Below are 14,678 nucleotides of genomic sequence, written 5' to 3' on the forward strand. Positions count from 1 at the left end.
TCCTCTTTTGTGGAAAGTAAACTAATGTTGCGATCAGTAATATAGTGTCATTTTTTTTGAAAATTCCATTCGTTTTTTTATTTTTAGTTGATGAAAAGACCTTTCTCTCAATTAAATGTTTAGTTGAGTACTTGAATTTCCTCCACCTTGTACTTTTCAAAGCATAGTGCTTCAAAAATAGCCGTATCGCTTTCATCTGTTTCCAATTTCACAACTTCTTTATTATCTTTTTTTTAAAATTTGGAGCAAAATAGTTTTTCAGTTTCATATTTAAATTAGCAGTATTTATTTTTTTGAATTCAATTTGTATAAGTGATTGAATTGGAACTTTGACTGTTGTTTCTTGCGGTGGTACAGTATCTCCTGTTACTTTCGCTGTATTTTAAATCTTTTTCCAGCTTGGTCCTCGCATTGACTACCACTGTATTTTGTAGTATTTCACTGTTTTCTCAAGTTCAATAATTATATCTTGTAGAATTAAGAAAAGAACTTAACTTATTTCATTTACTTATCTACTCTGATGTTTAGATGCTAACTACAATTAAATAATATATGATTTTTATAAAAAAGATATAGTAATATTTTGTTATGAATTGTACTAATTTGATATTTTATAGTATTATTTGTCGTGAATTATATCTAACAGAATATATTTTATGGATCTATAAAGGAGAATGTAATGAATACTTCTATCGATATACAATACTTGTGTGATCTTGCACATAAAGCATTTAATGCCCCTGTACATATTTTATCTGCAGACAGAAAGATTTTATATCATTCTACATCTGATAATGTTTGTAGTCCTTTTTATTCTTCAAAAGAAGAACATCTTAGTGATATTTATCAAGAAAACGATCCCTTTAACTTGCCACTTTTCCGAAGTAACAACTATCTTGAAAATTTTGTTCTAATTCATATAGAAAATCATGATGATATTAAAGGGACTATTATAATCGGTCCTACTATACATCCAAAAGATTCAGATGATATGATCATAAAATTTCAGAAAGAATTTAAAGCAAATGATAACATTCAAGAAAGACTTGCATATTATCAGTGTTTATCTGAGATTAAAAAAACTACATTAATTGATATGGGAATTTTATTACATTACATGATTTTCAATGAAAAGTTAGATGTAGATATTGTCTTGGAAAAAAATAAAGTACTAGAGGAAATTCCTAATAAAAATGTGAAACCTGATTTATATATTTTAAAACGTCGACAAAACAAACCTAAAACGCACAATATGGCATTAGTAAATGATTTCTTTTCGACTATTAAAGAAGGGAATAAAAAAAAGTTAATACAGTATATGTATGCGGTTTCGCAAGAAGATGTTGAGCTTATGCTAATAGAGGATCCGCTCAGGAATCAAAAAAACCTTGGAATTATTGCGATTACCTTAGCCACTCGATATGCAATAGAAGGAAACCTGCCACCAGATATTGCTTTTGCTCATAGTATTTTATATATACAAACCCTGGAGCAATTAGATAATGTAGAATCTGTAAAGCGATTGTCAGGGGATGCTTTACGTACTTTTGCAGATCGTGTGAAAGAATACAATGCAAAAAAGTATTCTTACGCGGTTACTACATGTATAAAACATATTAATAAAAATGTTTACGATGGAATATCTCTGAATGAACTTGCTAATCATTTAGAAATTACGCCTACTTATCTGTCTAAACTATTTAAAAAAGAAATGGGAATTACTTTAAGCGAATATATTCAAAGGGAACGAGTGGAAGAAGCAAAGAAATTATTAACACTCACTACTTATTCGTTATCAGATATCTGTGCGTGGCTTAACTTTAATGACCAAAGTTATTTTATAAGAGTTTTCAAAAAAAACACTAGCATGACTCCTAGGCAGTACCGTGAAAAATATACAGTAATATAAGCTTGTTATCTGCTGTCTCCAATGTAAAGACTTAAACATGGGTATAAGTATCCCCAAAAATGAAAATTCACTAACCATTATTTTGCTAAAGAAAACAAAAAGACAGAAGGCTGCAAAGTGTTTCAAGTAAGCTTTGCAGCCTTTTTGTAATTTAAAACCTACGTTTATAACGAAGATAAGTTTATAGACTAATATCTTCACATTATATATTTATTAATAAATATATAAGGATGTTTTGTAAAAAAATCAACAATATAACATATATTACTAAATATATCTACATTTTATGCAATTATACATAACTAAATAAAGGTAAAAAAGTATAAAAAGACCTATTATATTATTCTATAAGTATTTTTTCTAAAATAAAATTTCTTGGTTGAGCTAAAATAGTTATTTTTAACCGTATACACATTAATTTGTAATCATTACAATTACAGAAATGAAATTTACGAATAACTATATTTATATAATTTTTTCCGGTTCATATTTTTATTTAACAGTAAATTATCGAGCGTAATCGACAAAATTTTTCTATTTACGCATTAAAAATTTAATGTTTTAATGAACAACATAACTGGTATGACCAGACAGAAAGGAGAAGGTTACGCTAATAGGAATTATAGTGAAGTTGTAAGTAACATTATGTAGAGTATATTTTTCTGAATAGTGTATTTATTTACAAGAGGTCAAGAATCAAATTTGTAATAAACGTGTCCTAAGTTTCTGCATAACAAAAGTCAAGTTATTCCGCAATAAAAGTATAAGCGATGTACAGTATAATTTCACCTTTTGTTATCTAGTAAGGAGTTTGCTGACAAAACTAAGAGATATATTATTAAATTGAAATTAAACAATATTATGGCAAGATTAACTGTAAGCATTGGTTTATTGATTCTCGCGGTTCTGTAGGTTAAACCGCAATTCTAGGGAAGAATTAATAATTTACTATTCATAGGGTGCTTGATTCAAATATAGTTAATAAATTTTTGTTATTTATATTTGAAAAAATAGAGTATCGAAATGAGAGATAAGTAAAATCCTTACATCCTATTAGAAGTAAAAACTAACGATATTACCCTATCTGAAAGATTTCTCCTTCTTAACTAGTTTACAAAGAGAGAGGTCGTACAAGTTATATGAATTAAGTTATAAAAACAATGGTAAAGGAGTGTACAGAATGAAAACTAAAATAATTACAGGATTATTAGTCACATCCATTGTAACTGGAGGAAATATTCCTATCAATACTCTCGCAACACCAATCGTTCAAGCGGAAACTCAACAGGAAGGCATGGATATTTCCTCTTCATTACGAAAATTAGGTGCGCAATCTAAATTAATTCAAACGTATATTGATCAATCTTTAATGAGTCCTAATGTACAGTTAGAGGAAGTCACAGCTTTAAATACAAATCAATTCCTAATCAAACAAGATATGAAGGAATGGTCATCGGAACTCTATCCACAGTTAATTCTATTAAATTCAAAAAGTAAAGGATTTGTAACAAAATTTAATAGCTATTACCCGACATTAAAATCGTTTGTAGACAATAAAGAAGATAGAGAAGGGTTTTCGGATAGACTTGAAGTACTTCAAGAAATGGCTATGACGAATCAAGAAAATACGCAACGGCAAATCAATGAATTAACAGATCTTAAATTACAGCTTGATAAAAAATTAAAAGATTTTGATACCAATGTGGCAACTGCTCAAGGCATACTAAGTACAGACGGAACAGGAAAAATAGACCAGTTAAAAAATGAAATATTAAATACCAAAAAAGCAATTCAAAATGATTTACAGCAAATTGCATTAATACCAGGGGCTTTAAATGAACAGGGATTTGCTATATTCAAAGAAGTTTATAGTCTTTCAAAAGAAATTATTGAACCAGCTGCTCAAGCAGGGGTGGCAGCATATAACAAAGGAAAAGAAATTAACAACTCTATTCTAGAAGCTGAGAAAAAAGCAGTGCAAGAAGCAACAGAGCAAGGTAAAACGGCTCTAGAGATTGAATCAGCAAAAAAAGCAGCTCGTGAAGCAATTGAGAAAAGCAAACAAGGTGAAATAGCAGCCGCAGCCGCAGCAAAAACACAAGAGTATGACCTAATGAAGGTCATTGATACTGAAAAGATTAAGAAAACATTTGGCGTTTTTGCTGAAGTAAATAAATTAACAGCAGAACAGCGAGCATATTTAGATGATTTAGAGAAACAAAATCAAAAAATATATGATTTAACAACGAAACTATCAATAGCTGATTTACAAAAATCAATGCTTCTTCTTACACAAAATGATTTGCATACGTTTGCAAATCAAGTAGATGTAGAACTGGATCTACTAAAGCGCTATAAAGAAGATTTAAATCTAATAAAAAATAGCATTACAAAATTATCTACTAATGTTGATACAACTAACGAGCAGTCTCAAAAAGATACATTAAGACAATTAAAAAATGTAATAAGTTACCTTGAAGAACAAGTATATAAATTTTAATATTGCGTTTTTTGGAAATGTATAAAAATTATAAGCATTTAGCGAAAGAAGGAGAATAGTCATGAAAAAATTTCCATTCAAAGTACTAACTTTAGCTACATTAGCAACTGTTATAACTGCTACTACCGGTAACACTATTCATGCATTTGCACAAGAAACGACTGCTCAAGAACAAAAAGTAGGCAATTATGCATTAGGCCCCGAAGGACTGAAGAAAGCATTGGCTGAAACAGGGTCTCATATTCTAGTAATGGATTTATACGCAAAAACAATGATTAAGCAACCAAATGTAAATTTATCTAATATCGATTTAGGCTCAGAGGGGGGAGAGTTGCTCAAAAATATTCACCTTAATCAAGAGCTGTCACGAATCAATGCGAATTACTGGTTAGATACAGCGAAGCCACAGATTCAAAAAACTGCTCGTAATATTGTAAATTACGATGAACAATTTCAAAATTATTACGACACATTAGTAGAAACTGTACAAAAGAAAGATAAGGCAGGTCTAAAAGAGGGTATAAATGATTTAATTACTACAATCAATACAAATTCAAAAGAAGTTACAGATGTGATTAAGATGCTACAAGACTTCAAAGGGAAACTATATCAAAATTCTACAGATTTTAAAAATAATGTTGGTGGTCCAGATGGGAAAGGTGGATTAACTGCAATATTAGCAGGTCAACAGGCAACGATTCCACAACTTCAAGCTGAAATTGAGCAACTTCGTTCTACTCAGAAAAAACATTTTGATGATGTATTAGCATGGTCAATTGGTGGTGGATTGGGAGCAGCTATTTTAGTTATTGCAGCTATTGGAGGAGCGGTAGTTATTGTTGTAACTGGCGGTACAGCAACACCGGCTGTTGTTGGTGGACTTTCAGCTCTTGGTGCAGCTGGTATCGGTCTAGGAACTGCGGCTGGTGTCACAGCATCTAAGCATATGGACTCCTATAATGAAATTTCTAACAAAATCGGAGAATTAAGTATGAAAGCAGATCGTGCTAATCAAGCAGTTCTTTCGCTTACTAACGCGAAAGAAACATTGGCATATTTATATCAGACTGTAGATCAAGCGATATTGTCTCTAACAAATATTCAAAAGCAATGGAATACAATGGGCGCAAATTATACAGATTTACTGGATAATATCGATTCTATGCAAGATCACAAATTCTCTTTAATACCAGATGATTTAAGAGCCGCTAAAGAAAGTTGGAATGATATTCATAAAGATGCAGAATTCATTTCAAAAGATATTGCTTTTAAACAGGAGTAGAACTGAAATTTAAAACCTAAATTGGAGGAAAATGAAATGATAAAAAAAATCCCTTACAAATTACTCGCTGTATCGACGCTATTAACTATTACAACTGCTAATGTAGTTTCACCAGTAACAACTTTTGCAAGTGAAATTGAACAAACGAACAATGGAGATACGGCTCTTTCTGCAAATGAAGCGAGAATGAAAGAGACCTTGCAAAAGGCTGGATTATTTGCAAAATCTATGAATGCCTATTCTTATATGTTAATTAAGAATCCTGATGTGAATTTTGAGGGAATTACCATTAATGGATATGTAGATTTACCTGGTAGAATCGTACAAGATCAAAAGAATGCAAGGGCACATGCTGTTACTTGGGATACGAAAGTAAAAAAACAGCTTTTAGATACATTGAATGGTATTGTTGAATACGATACAACATTTGACAATTATTATGAAACAATGATTGAGGCGATTAATACAGGGGATGGAGAAACTTTAAAAGAAGGGATTACAGATTTGCGGGGTGAAATTCAACAAAATCAAAAGTATGCACAACAACTAATAGAAGAATTAACTAAATTAAGAGACGCTATTGGACACGATGTTAGAGCATTTGGAAGTAATAAAGAGCTCTTGCAGTCAATTTTAAAAAATCAAGGTGCAGATGTTGATGCCGATCAAAAGCGTCTAGAAGAAGTATTAGGATCAGTAAACTATTATAAACAATTAGAATCTGATGGGTTTAATGTAATGAAGGGTGCTATTTTGGGTCTACCAATAATTGGCGGTATTATAGTGGGAGTAGCAAGGGATAATTTAGGTAAGTTAGAGCCTTTATTAGCAGAATTACGTCAGACCGTGGATTATAAAGTAACCTTAAATCGTGTAGTTGGAGTTGCTTACAGTAATATTAATGAAATGCACAAGGCGCTTGATGATGCCATTAACGCTCTTACTTATATGTCCACGCAGTGGCATGATTTAGATTCTCAATATTCGGGCGTTCTAGGGCATATTGAGAATGCAGCTCAAAAAGCCGATCAAAATAAATTTAAATTCTTAAAACCTAATTTAAATGCAGCGAAAGACAGTTGGAAAACATTACGAACAGATGCTGTTACATTAAAAGAAGGAATAAAGGAATTAAAAGTGGAAACTGTTACTTCACAAAAATAGGGAAATATTAATTCTGTTGTAAAGTGAACTAAAACATGGAAAGTCTATGATTACAATGTTAAACAGAAAAGTAATAATTAATAAATCCTTATATAACAGAAAGGCGGAGTCTCATTAAAGACTTCGCCTTTCAATTATATATAAGTATGATTCGAATAAAAAATAACCTTGTAGTTTAATTGCTTTTTTAAAATTTGCAACAGAATCGGTTAATTTGAAGTAGATTATATACATTTTCTTTAATACTTAATGATTTGAAGGCTGCTAAAGAAAGTTCAAACGATACTGATAAAAGATGTAGAACTCATTTTGAAAGACATCGCTTTTTAATAAGATTAGAACTTGAAACCATACCTTATATAGGAGGAATACGAAATGATGAAAAAAATCCCTAATAAACTACTCGCTGTATCAGCGTTTATAACTATAACAACTACTTATGCAGTCATACCAATAGAAACTTTTGCAATTGAAATTGAACAAACGAACATTGAAAATATATCTCTTTCAGCAAATGAAGAACAGATGAAAAAAGCTTTGCAAGATGCTGGTTTATTTGCAAAATCTATGAATGAATATTCTTATTTGCTAATTAATAATCCAGATGTGAGTTTTGAAGGAATAACTATTAATGGAAATGCGGATTTACCTAGTAAAATTGTACAAGATCAAAAGAATGCAAGAGCACATGCTGTTACATGGAATACACAAGTAAAAAAACAGCTTTTAGATACATTGACAGGCATTATAGAATACGATACAAAATTTGAAAATTATTATGAAACATTAGTAGAGGCGATCAATACTGGAAATGGAGATACTTTAAAAAAAGGGATTACAGATTTACAGGGAGGAATTCAACAAAATCAAAAGTCTGCAAAAGCATTAATAGAAGAATTAATGCAATTAAAGAATGCTATTGGAGAAGATGTTAGAACATTTGGAAGTCATAAAGAGACATTGCAATCGATTTTAAAAAACCAAGGTGCCGATGTGGAGGCTGACCAAAAGCGTCTAGAGGACCTTTTAGGACAAGTAAAATATCAGAAAGACATAGAATCTAAGGGGTTAGACATGGTGAAAATCCCCTTTATTCCAACCTTGATTGCTGGTGGCATAATGATAGGTGATGCAAGAGGTAAGTTAGGTTGGCTAGAACCTGAATTAGCAAAATTGCGTCAGAATGTAGATTATAAAATAACATTGAATCGTGTAGTTGGAGTTGCATTTCATAATATTAGTGATATGCATAGTATGCTTGATAGTGCTATCACTGCTCTTACTTATATGTCTACGCAATGGGAGGATTTAGATTCTCAATATTCGGGTGTACTGGGACATATTGATAAAGCTGATCAAAAAGCTGATCAAAATAAATATAAATTCTTAACCCCTAGCTTGAATGCAGCGAAAAACAGTTGGAAAACATTAAAAACAGATGTTGTCACTTTGCAAGAAGGAATAAAAATTGCAGAGAAAAAAGAACAGGATTTTTTGAATCAGCTTCGTCCATCAAACGTTTTCTACTTTTATAAAAAGATTCATAACGCATACACTTTTGAAATAAAGACTGGAACAAATGCGCCAAATGCGTCTTATAAAGTTATGAATTTAACTAAAAACACTGTTCATAATATGTGGAGTGGAGGGGCTAATACTAACATGTGGGCTGATTGGCTTTCATTCAATCCAAATGATGAATTTGCGGTAGTAGCAGTAGTGGATGGTAAAGAATATGTTGTGTATAAAGACAAAGTACAAAATATAATGAACTGAATCTGAAAGTAACGAAGTAATTGGAGCTGGAGAATAAACTAGACACCAAGTTAATTGAAAAATCTCCTTATATCCTAGAATATTTTGCCCAAGAAAAAGAATTTGTTCAGCGAAAAAGTAAATATTGAACCAAGGAGTTAGTTGTATTATGTGTATGGTTTTACCGAAAGGTTTCAAGTACATTACTCATACAATTATGTAGTTATCCTGAAGCATCTACAGGTGTTCTTATCGACCTTGAAGAACTACTTAGCTTCCTAAGTGTAGTAATTTTATGCAAAATTAAGTGAACGTTTTTGTACATAGATTAGTTGATATTTATATAGTTTTTTTCATTTTCAAAGATAGTTTTGTTTTTGGTGTTATTTTTCAAAAATTAAGGCTGAAATTTCTATATTCATGACTCATTATATAATCATTGTTCGATGAAATGACATACCACGTCGCTTAGAGTTTCAGACATATTATGATAACTTAAAGAAAAAAGATAATAGTAGTCAACAGTTGCTATTATCTTTTTTGAACTATTTTTCATTAAAATATCTCATCTGCTGTGCTCCTTATTTACTTTTCCAGATTTTATCCTAGTTTAAAATTTATGCATTTGAACTGTTTATACAATTTGTAGGATTTTTAGCTTTTTTGTCGAATACACTTAATGCAAGGAGGGACATTACATGATTATTAAAGATTATTTCATCAACCTTTCTATTTTTTCTTTATTAGTTAGCGCAGCAATATTTATTCAAGTGTTTACAATTAATTCTAGTCGATATTTCGAAAAGCTCTATGGAGGGATTATTGCAGTTACGTTAATGTTCTTTTCTTTTCCATACATGGGATTTTCCTACGATCTTCGAGTTGTTCCTCTTATTCTATCTTTTATTTACTTTGGTCGTATTGCTGGTTGGATTACGCTAATTAGCATAATATTAATGCGTATTTTTTACATTGGAGAGTATTGGGAACCTCCTGTGATTGCTTATTTATGTATGGGGATTCTATTTTCTACTTTTAAAATTTATGTAAAAAAACAACATCCTTTTAAAAGTGCATCTTTATATTTTTCTGTTTTTATTGGAATAAAGTGGTTAGTTGGCGTATTATTTAACACTACAATACTTTACACAGGAGGCTTATTATATATAGCGTTAGGACTTTTAATTGGGCTATTTCTTATGGAAGCCTACCAGAGATTGTATTATTTAACACAGGACTTATCTAAAATGAATCGAGAATTAAAAAAATCGAAGCAAGAACTTACAGATACCGTACATGAGCTTCAAGGAGGAATTTTTAAATTTAAAAAAGTGGGTAAGCACTTTATACACACTTTATGTGATGGACAGTTTTATTATCAAAACGGATTTTATTCTGAACAGGTGGTAGGAAAAAGCTTACGTACTATTGATGCTTCTATTATTCCTCCACATTTAGTTCCACAATTGATGAAGTACTATCTCCAGGCATGGGAAGGAAAAGAAATTATATTTGAATTACCTTGGCCAAATGATAAAACTATTATTCTTATTGCGCTTAGGCCAATTAAACGAAATGGACAAGTTATTGAAGTTGTTGGTTCTACAGTTGATATAACCGAAAGGAAAAAGGTAGAATCAGAATTAAGAGCTACCAAAGAATTATTAGAATCATTTATAAAGCACAATCTAGATGCTATTACCATTTCTGATCGAGAAGGGCATATTTTACAAGCCAATAAAGCTTATGAAAAGATATTTGGGTGGTCATCACAAGAAATCAGAGGTAAGAGATTACCTTGTGTACCAAATTTTTTAATGGAAGAATCGCTAGAAAATATTCAGAAAATTCTAACGGGTGAATCTGTAGTTACTAGATTAGAAACTGTTAGACAAAGGAGCGATGGGAGTCTTCTTGATGTTAGTCTGACAGTTTCTCCTATACTAGATGTAAGGGGAAATGTGATAGCTTTATCAGCAATATGTAGAGACATCTCTGAAAGAAAACAAGCAGAAAGAGAACGACATCGATTACACCAGCAATTAAGAGATAGTGAAATGAAGTACCGTGCACTAATTGAACAAGCAACTGATGCGGTATATGTAGTAGAGCTAAATGAAGATAATGCTCCAAGTCGATTTATTGAGGTAAACCCTGTTGGGTGTAGAAGATTTGGATATAGTAGAGAAGAGTTGCTCTCATTATCATTTTCAAATATAGTACCACAAGATTCTCAAATGATCGTAAGGCTATTAGAAAAAATTAAAAAGGGAGAAACTTCCTTCACTTTGCAAGATGAATATGTTTTTCCAACAGGAAAAGTAATAACAACTGAGTTTAGTGTTCGTGTTTTTAACTTAAATGGTAAAAAGGTTTTCCTAAGCATTTCTCGTGATATCACTGAACGGCTAAAAACAGAAGAATTATTACGAAAATCTGAAAAACTTGCTGTTGTAGGACAATTAGCGACTGTAATGGCTCATGAGATTAATAATCCATTAACTGCAATGAAAGGGTTCATGCAATTACTAAAATCAACGGAAAATGAGAATAATCAGGGTTATATTAATATAATATCATCAGAGATTGAGCGTATAGAGAGCATTACAACTGAATTTATGGCGGTAGCCAAACCACAGGTGGTAAAAATGCAACCTAATAATATGAGTGTGCTAATGGATCAAGTTTTAATGCTACTACAACCTCAAGCAATGATGAATAATATAAAATTTAGAATCGATCTTAACCCTGGTATTCCATTGATTTCATGTGAAGGAAATCAATTAAAACAAGTATTTGTTAATATATTAAAAAATGCAATTGAATCTATGCCGATGGGAGGGGAAATTCTGATTCAAATAAATATACTTGATAATAATCAAGTAAGCATTCGTTTTATCGATCAAGGGTGTGGGATTCCAAAAGAACGTATACCATACCTCGGAGAACCTTTTTATAGTATTAAAGAAGAGGGGATTGGCTTAGGATTAATGATCTGTTATAAAATCATTGAAACACATCAGGGAAAGATATTTATTAAGAGTGAAATGAATAAGGGGACTACAGTTGAAGTCACTCTCCCTATTTGTACACTTCAAAATTAAGATATTCTCTTACTGAAATTTTTTAAGAAACCATACAGAATGTAATGCCAATGTTACTTAATGAAATAATAAAGAGAAGAACACTGGTAAATGTACCCTATAGAATAGACACTTGAAAAAGCCTGTTATAAGAACATCCTTTCTTTAGAACCAAAAGAAAGGATGTTTTTAATATTGTAATTTTTCTTGGAGACATTTCAAATTTTTACTTGTAATACATTTTTTAACTAATTTTGGTTAAGTTAGTTAAAAAGGCATTATTTTTAAGGAGCATATTGACATATAAATATCCCTCATTTTTAAAATAGAAATTTCTAAAAACTATATATAGGTTCTTTTTGAAAGGAAGGGTATTATCAATTGAAACCACATGAAAAAGTACCTGTTCACTCTATAAAATCTTTGCAGGAATTAATGCAATTACTAAAAAAATCTAAAGATTTTATAACGTTGGAGATTGCTTCAAACAAATCCTCTATAGTCATTTCATATTTTAGAACCTTAATCGATGTAAATATATTTCATGAAGAGGTTTTAACTTATATAAAAGAGAAGAGCTTCGATTCATTACAAGATATTCGGTCTGTCTTACCCTTTGAAAATTCAAAAATAACAAATCAAATGGAAGATATTCAGGATAGTATTTTAAATGGCTATATACTTATTCAGTTTGATACAGATACATTAAATTGTTTGTTAGTAAATGTGTCAAAGAAAGAAAAAAGGGATATTACAAAAGCTGAAATTGAATACAATATTGTGGGTCCGCAAATCGCATTTGTCGAAGATTTAGATGTAAACTTAAATTTAGTACGTAGAAAGCTTCCAACACCTTATTTACAAATGAAGGAATTGAAAGTAGGCGCGCTCTCTAACACAACTGTTGCAATTGTATTTATTGAGGGAATTGTAAATGATCAAAATCTACAAGAAATTATAAAAAGGGTGAGTCTAATAAAAACAGACCACGTTTTGGATAGCACGTATTTGATGCAGTTAATTGCAGACAACCCGAATTCTATATTCCCTCAATTTTTGAATACAGAACGTCCTGACCGTGTAGCAGCTGTATTAGCAGAAGGGAAAATTGCACTTTTTGTAGATGGCTCGCCTTATGCTATCACTCTTCCAACAACATTAATTGACTTTTTTTCTACGACAGAAGATTATACCATGCCTTGGATTATGGCCTCATTTTTTCGACTGTTAAGGATTTTTGCTTTTATCTTTTCTGTTTTAACGACTCCATTATATGTTGCGATCTTAACATATCATTATGAGCTAATTCCAAAAGAACTTCTTGAAACGTTGATCATATCGAGAAGTAAAGTACCTTTTCCTCCAGTCATTGAAGCACTTTTTTTAGAAATAACGATTGAATTACTGAGAGAAGCGGGGACACGTTTACCAACTAAAGTGGGTCTAACTGTCGGTATAGTAGGGGGTATTGTTATTGGACAAGCATCGGTAGAGGCAAGTCTTACAAGTAACGTACTTATTATCATTGTTGCACTTTCAGCTCTTAGTTCATTTACAGCACCAATATATCGAATTGGTAATACAATTCGAGTAATTCGTTTTCCTTTTATAATAGCTGCACACCTGTTGGGCTTATTAGGAATTGTTTTAACAAGTTCTTTACTTTTAGCACGCCTATTACGTACAGAATCATTAAGACGTCCTTATTTGTTCCCTTTTTATCCTACACGCCCTACAGATTGGAAAGACAGCATTATACGTATGCCAATCTCAGCGATGTTCCGACGTCCTATTTTTTCAAGATCTAAACAGCGTTTTCGTTTTAATCCAGAAGAGGTAGAGAAAAATAAAATCAAATCACGAAATGATTTTGATGATTGAAATTAACAGGGAGGAGCATTATGAAACAGATCCCAATTGAGTATCAAGTCTCTCCATTTATGGTATTTTTTTTAATTATTACTATACAGATGGGGGTTGGTATGCTTGGTTTTGAAAGGATTAGTGCAAAATTAGTTGGAAATGATGCGTGGATAAGTACGCTACTTTTTGGAATATCTGTTAATCTTATGATTTGGATCATATATCAGATTTTAAATCAGGGTAATGGAGATATCATTGCAATCAATCAAAACGTGTTTGGGAAATGGATTGGTGGAATGTTCAACTTCATTTTTTTATCTTATATTGTATTGTTAGGTGCAACAACACTACATACTTATATCGAAGTAGTACATGTTTGGATGTTTCCTTCCATTTCATCTTGGATTATAGCAGGGGCTTTTTTGGGTCTATGTTATTACATTGTTACTGGAGGATTTCGGGTAGTTGCCGGAATCGGCTTCTTTGGAATCGTTATCCCAAGCATTCTAATCTTCACATTTTTTTATCCTTTGCAGTATGCAGATTTTCAAAATTTATTTCCAATTGCACAGCATTCATTCCTAGAAATTATGAAAGGAATGAAAGGAAATATGTTTAGTTTTTTTGGATTTGAAATGTTATTGCTGTACTACCCATTTATTAAAAAGGCAAGAACGTCTCAAAAATATGCGCACTATGCAAATTTAGTAACGACTATTGTCTACACATACCTTATGATTTTAACTCTCGCGTTTTTTAGTGAAAAACAACTAGCGAGCGCGATATGGGCATATTTAAGCATGATTAAAATTATACAATTTCCCTTTATAGAGCGGTTTGAATACATTATTGTTTCTGTTTGGGCTTTTTTTATATTACCTAACGTTTCCTTTACATTGTGGGGAGTAAGTCGTGGTATAAAAGAGGCGCTGGGAATAAAGCAAAAATATGTTTTGCCAGTTATCATCGTATTCATCTTCGTTTTATCATTTTTCTTGAATAACCGTAATAAAATTAACTTATTAAATACTTGGACAGGTCAAATTGGCTTTATGTATATATATGTATACTTACCTGTACTATGGCTAATTCAAACCGCCAAAATAAAGTTAAGGAGATAAA

At 31.4% G+C, this 14,678-nt stretch carries 8 protein-coding genes and 2 pseudogenes; 9 read left to right on the top strand and 1 reads right to left on the bottom strand.

The window, feature by feature from the left end; translation table 11 throughout:
* Nucleotides 1-119: 119 nt before the first annotated feature.
* A pseudogene (locus ACTFSL_RS09025) lies at nucleotides 120-249 on the bottom strand (peptidase).
* 430 nt (nucleotides 250-679) lie between these two features.
* On the opposite strand from ACTFSL_RS09025, the gene ACTFSL_RS09030 reads away from it, so the two are divergent.
* From ACTFSL_RS09030 to ACTFSL_RS09070, 9 genes and pseudogenes are all read left to right on the top strand, one after another.
* Complete coding sequence (locus ACTFSL_RS09030; RefSeq protein WP_440041546.1) at nucleotides 680-1,909, top strand: helix-turn-helix domain-containing protein; 1,230 nt, start codon at nucleotides 680-682, stop codon at nucleotides 1,907-1,909.
* A gap of 1,180 nt (nucleotides 1,910-3,089) precedes the next feature.
* A complete protein-coding gene (gene hblC / locus ACTFSL_RS09035; RefSeq protein WP_000850152.1) occupies nucleotides 3,090-4,409 on the top strand; it encodes a hemolytic enterotoxin HBL lytic component L2 in 1,320 nt (439 codons plus the stop codon).
* Nucleotides 4,410-4,470: 61 nt separating this feature from the next.
* Nucleotides 4,471-5,691 carry a hemolytic enterotoxin HBL lytic component L1 gene (gene hblD, locus ACTFSL_RS09040; RefSeq protein WP_063536778.1) on the top strand — a complete coding sequence of 407 codons (1,221 nt, stop codon included), beginning with the start codon at nucleotides 4,471-4,473 and terminating at the stop codon, nucleotides 5,689-5,691.
* A 36-nt stretch (nucleotides 5,692-5,727) separates the two neighbouring features.
* Nucleotides 5,728-6,855, top strand: coding sequence for a hemolysin BL binding component B (gene hblA / locus ACTFSL_RS09045; RefSeq protein WP_440041548.1), 1,128 nt, complete (start codon nucleotides 5,728-5,730; stop codon nucleotides 6,853-6,855).
* Nucleotides 6,856-7,230: 375 nt separating this feature from the next.
* Nucleotides 7,231-8,631 (top strand): hemolysin BL regulatory component HblB, encoded by a 1,401-nt coding sequence (hblB, locus tag ACTFSL_RS09050; protein ID WP_440041549.1) that lies wholly within the window; start codon nucleotides 7,231-7,233, stop codon nucleotides 8,629-8,631.
* A 20-nt stretch (nucleotides 8,632-8,651) separates the two neighbouring features.
* Nucleotides 8,652-8,879 (top strand): annotated as a pseudogene (locus tag ACTFSL_RS09055) (hypothetical protein); the annotation flags it as partial.
* Between the two features lie 429 nt (nucleotides 8,880-9,308).
* The gene (locus ACTFSL_RS09060) at nucleotides 9,309-11,714 is read left to right on the top strand and encodes a PAS domain S-box protein (protein WP_440041551.1); all 2,406 of its coding nucleotides are present in this window, start codon (nucleotides 9,309-9,311) and stop codon (nucleotides 11,712-11,714) included.
* Nucleotides 11,715-12,074: 360 nt separating this feature from the next.
* Nucleotides 12,075-13,574 (top strand): spore germination protein, encoded by a 1,500-nt coding sequence (locus ACTFSL_RS09065; protein ID WP_440041552.1) that lies wholly within the window; start codon nucleotides 12,075-12,077, stop codon nucleotides 13,572-13,574.
* Between the two features lie 20 nt (nucleotides 13,575-13,594).
* Nucleotides 13,595-14,677 carry a GerAB/ArcD/ProY family transporter gene (locus ACTFSL_RS09070; protein WP_000809689.1) on the top strand — a complete coding sequence of 361 codons (1,083 nt, stop codon included), beginning with the start codon at nucleotides 13,595-13,597 and terminating at the stop codon, nucleotides 14,675-14,677.
* Nucleotide 14,678: the final 1 nt, after the last annotated feature.

Source organism: Bacillus cereus group sp. MYBK108-1 (assembly GCF_051917185.1).
Classification (GTDB): domain Bacteria; phylum Bacillota; class Bacilli; order Bacillales; family Bacillaceae_G; genus Bacillus_A; species Bacillus_A cereus.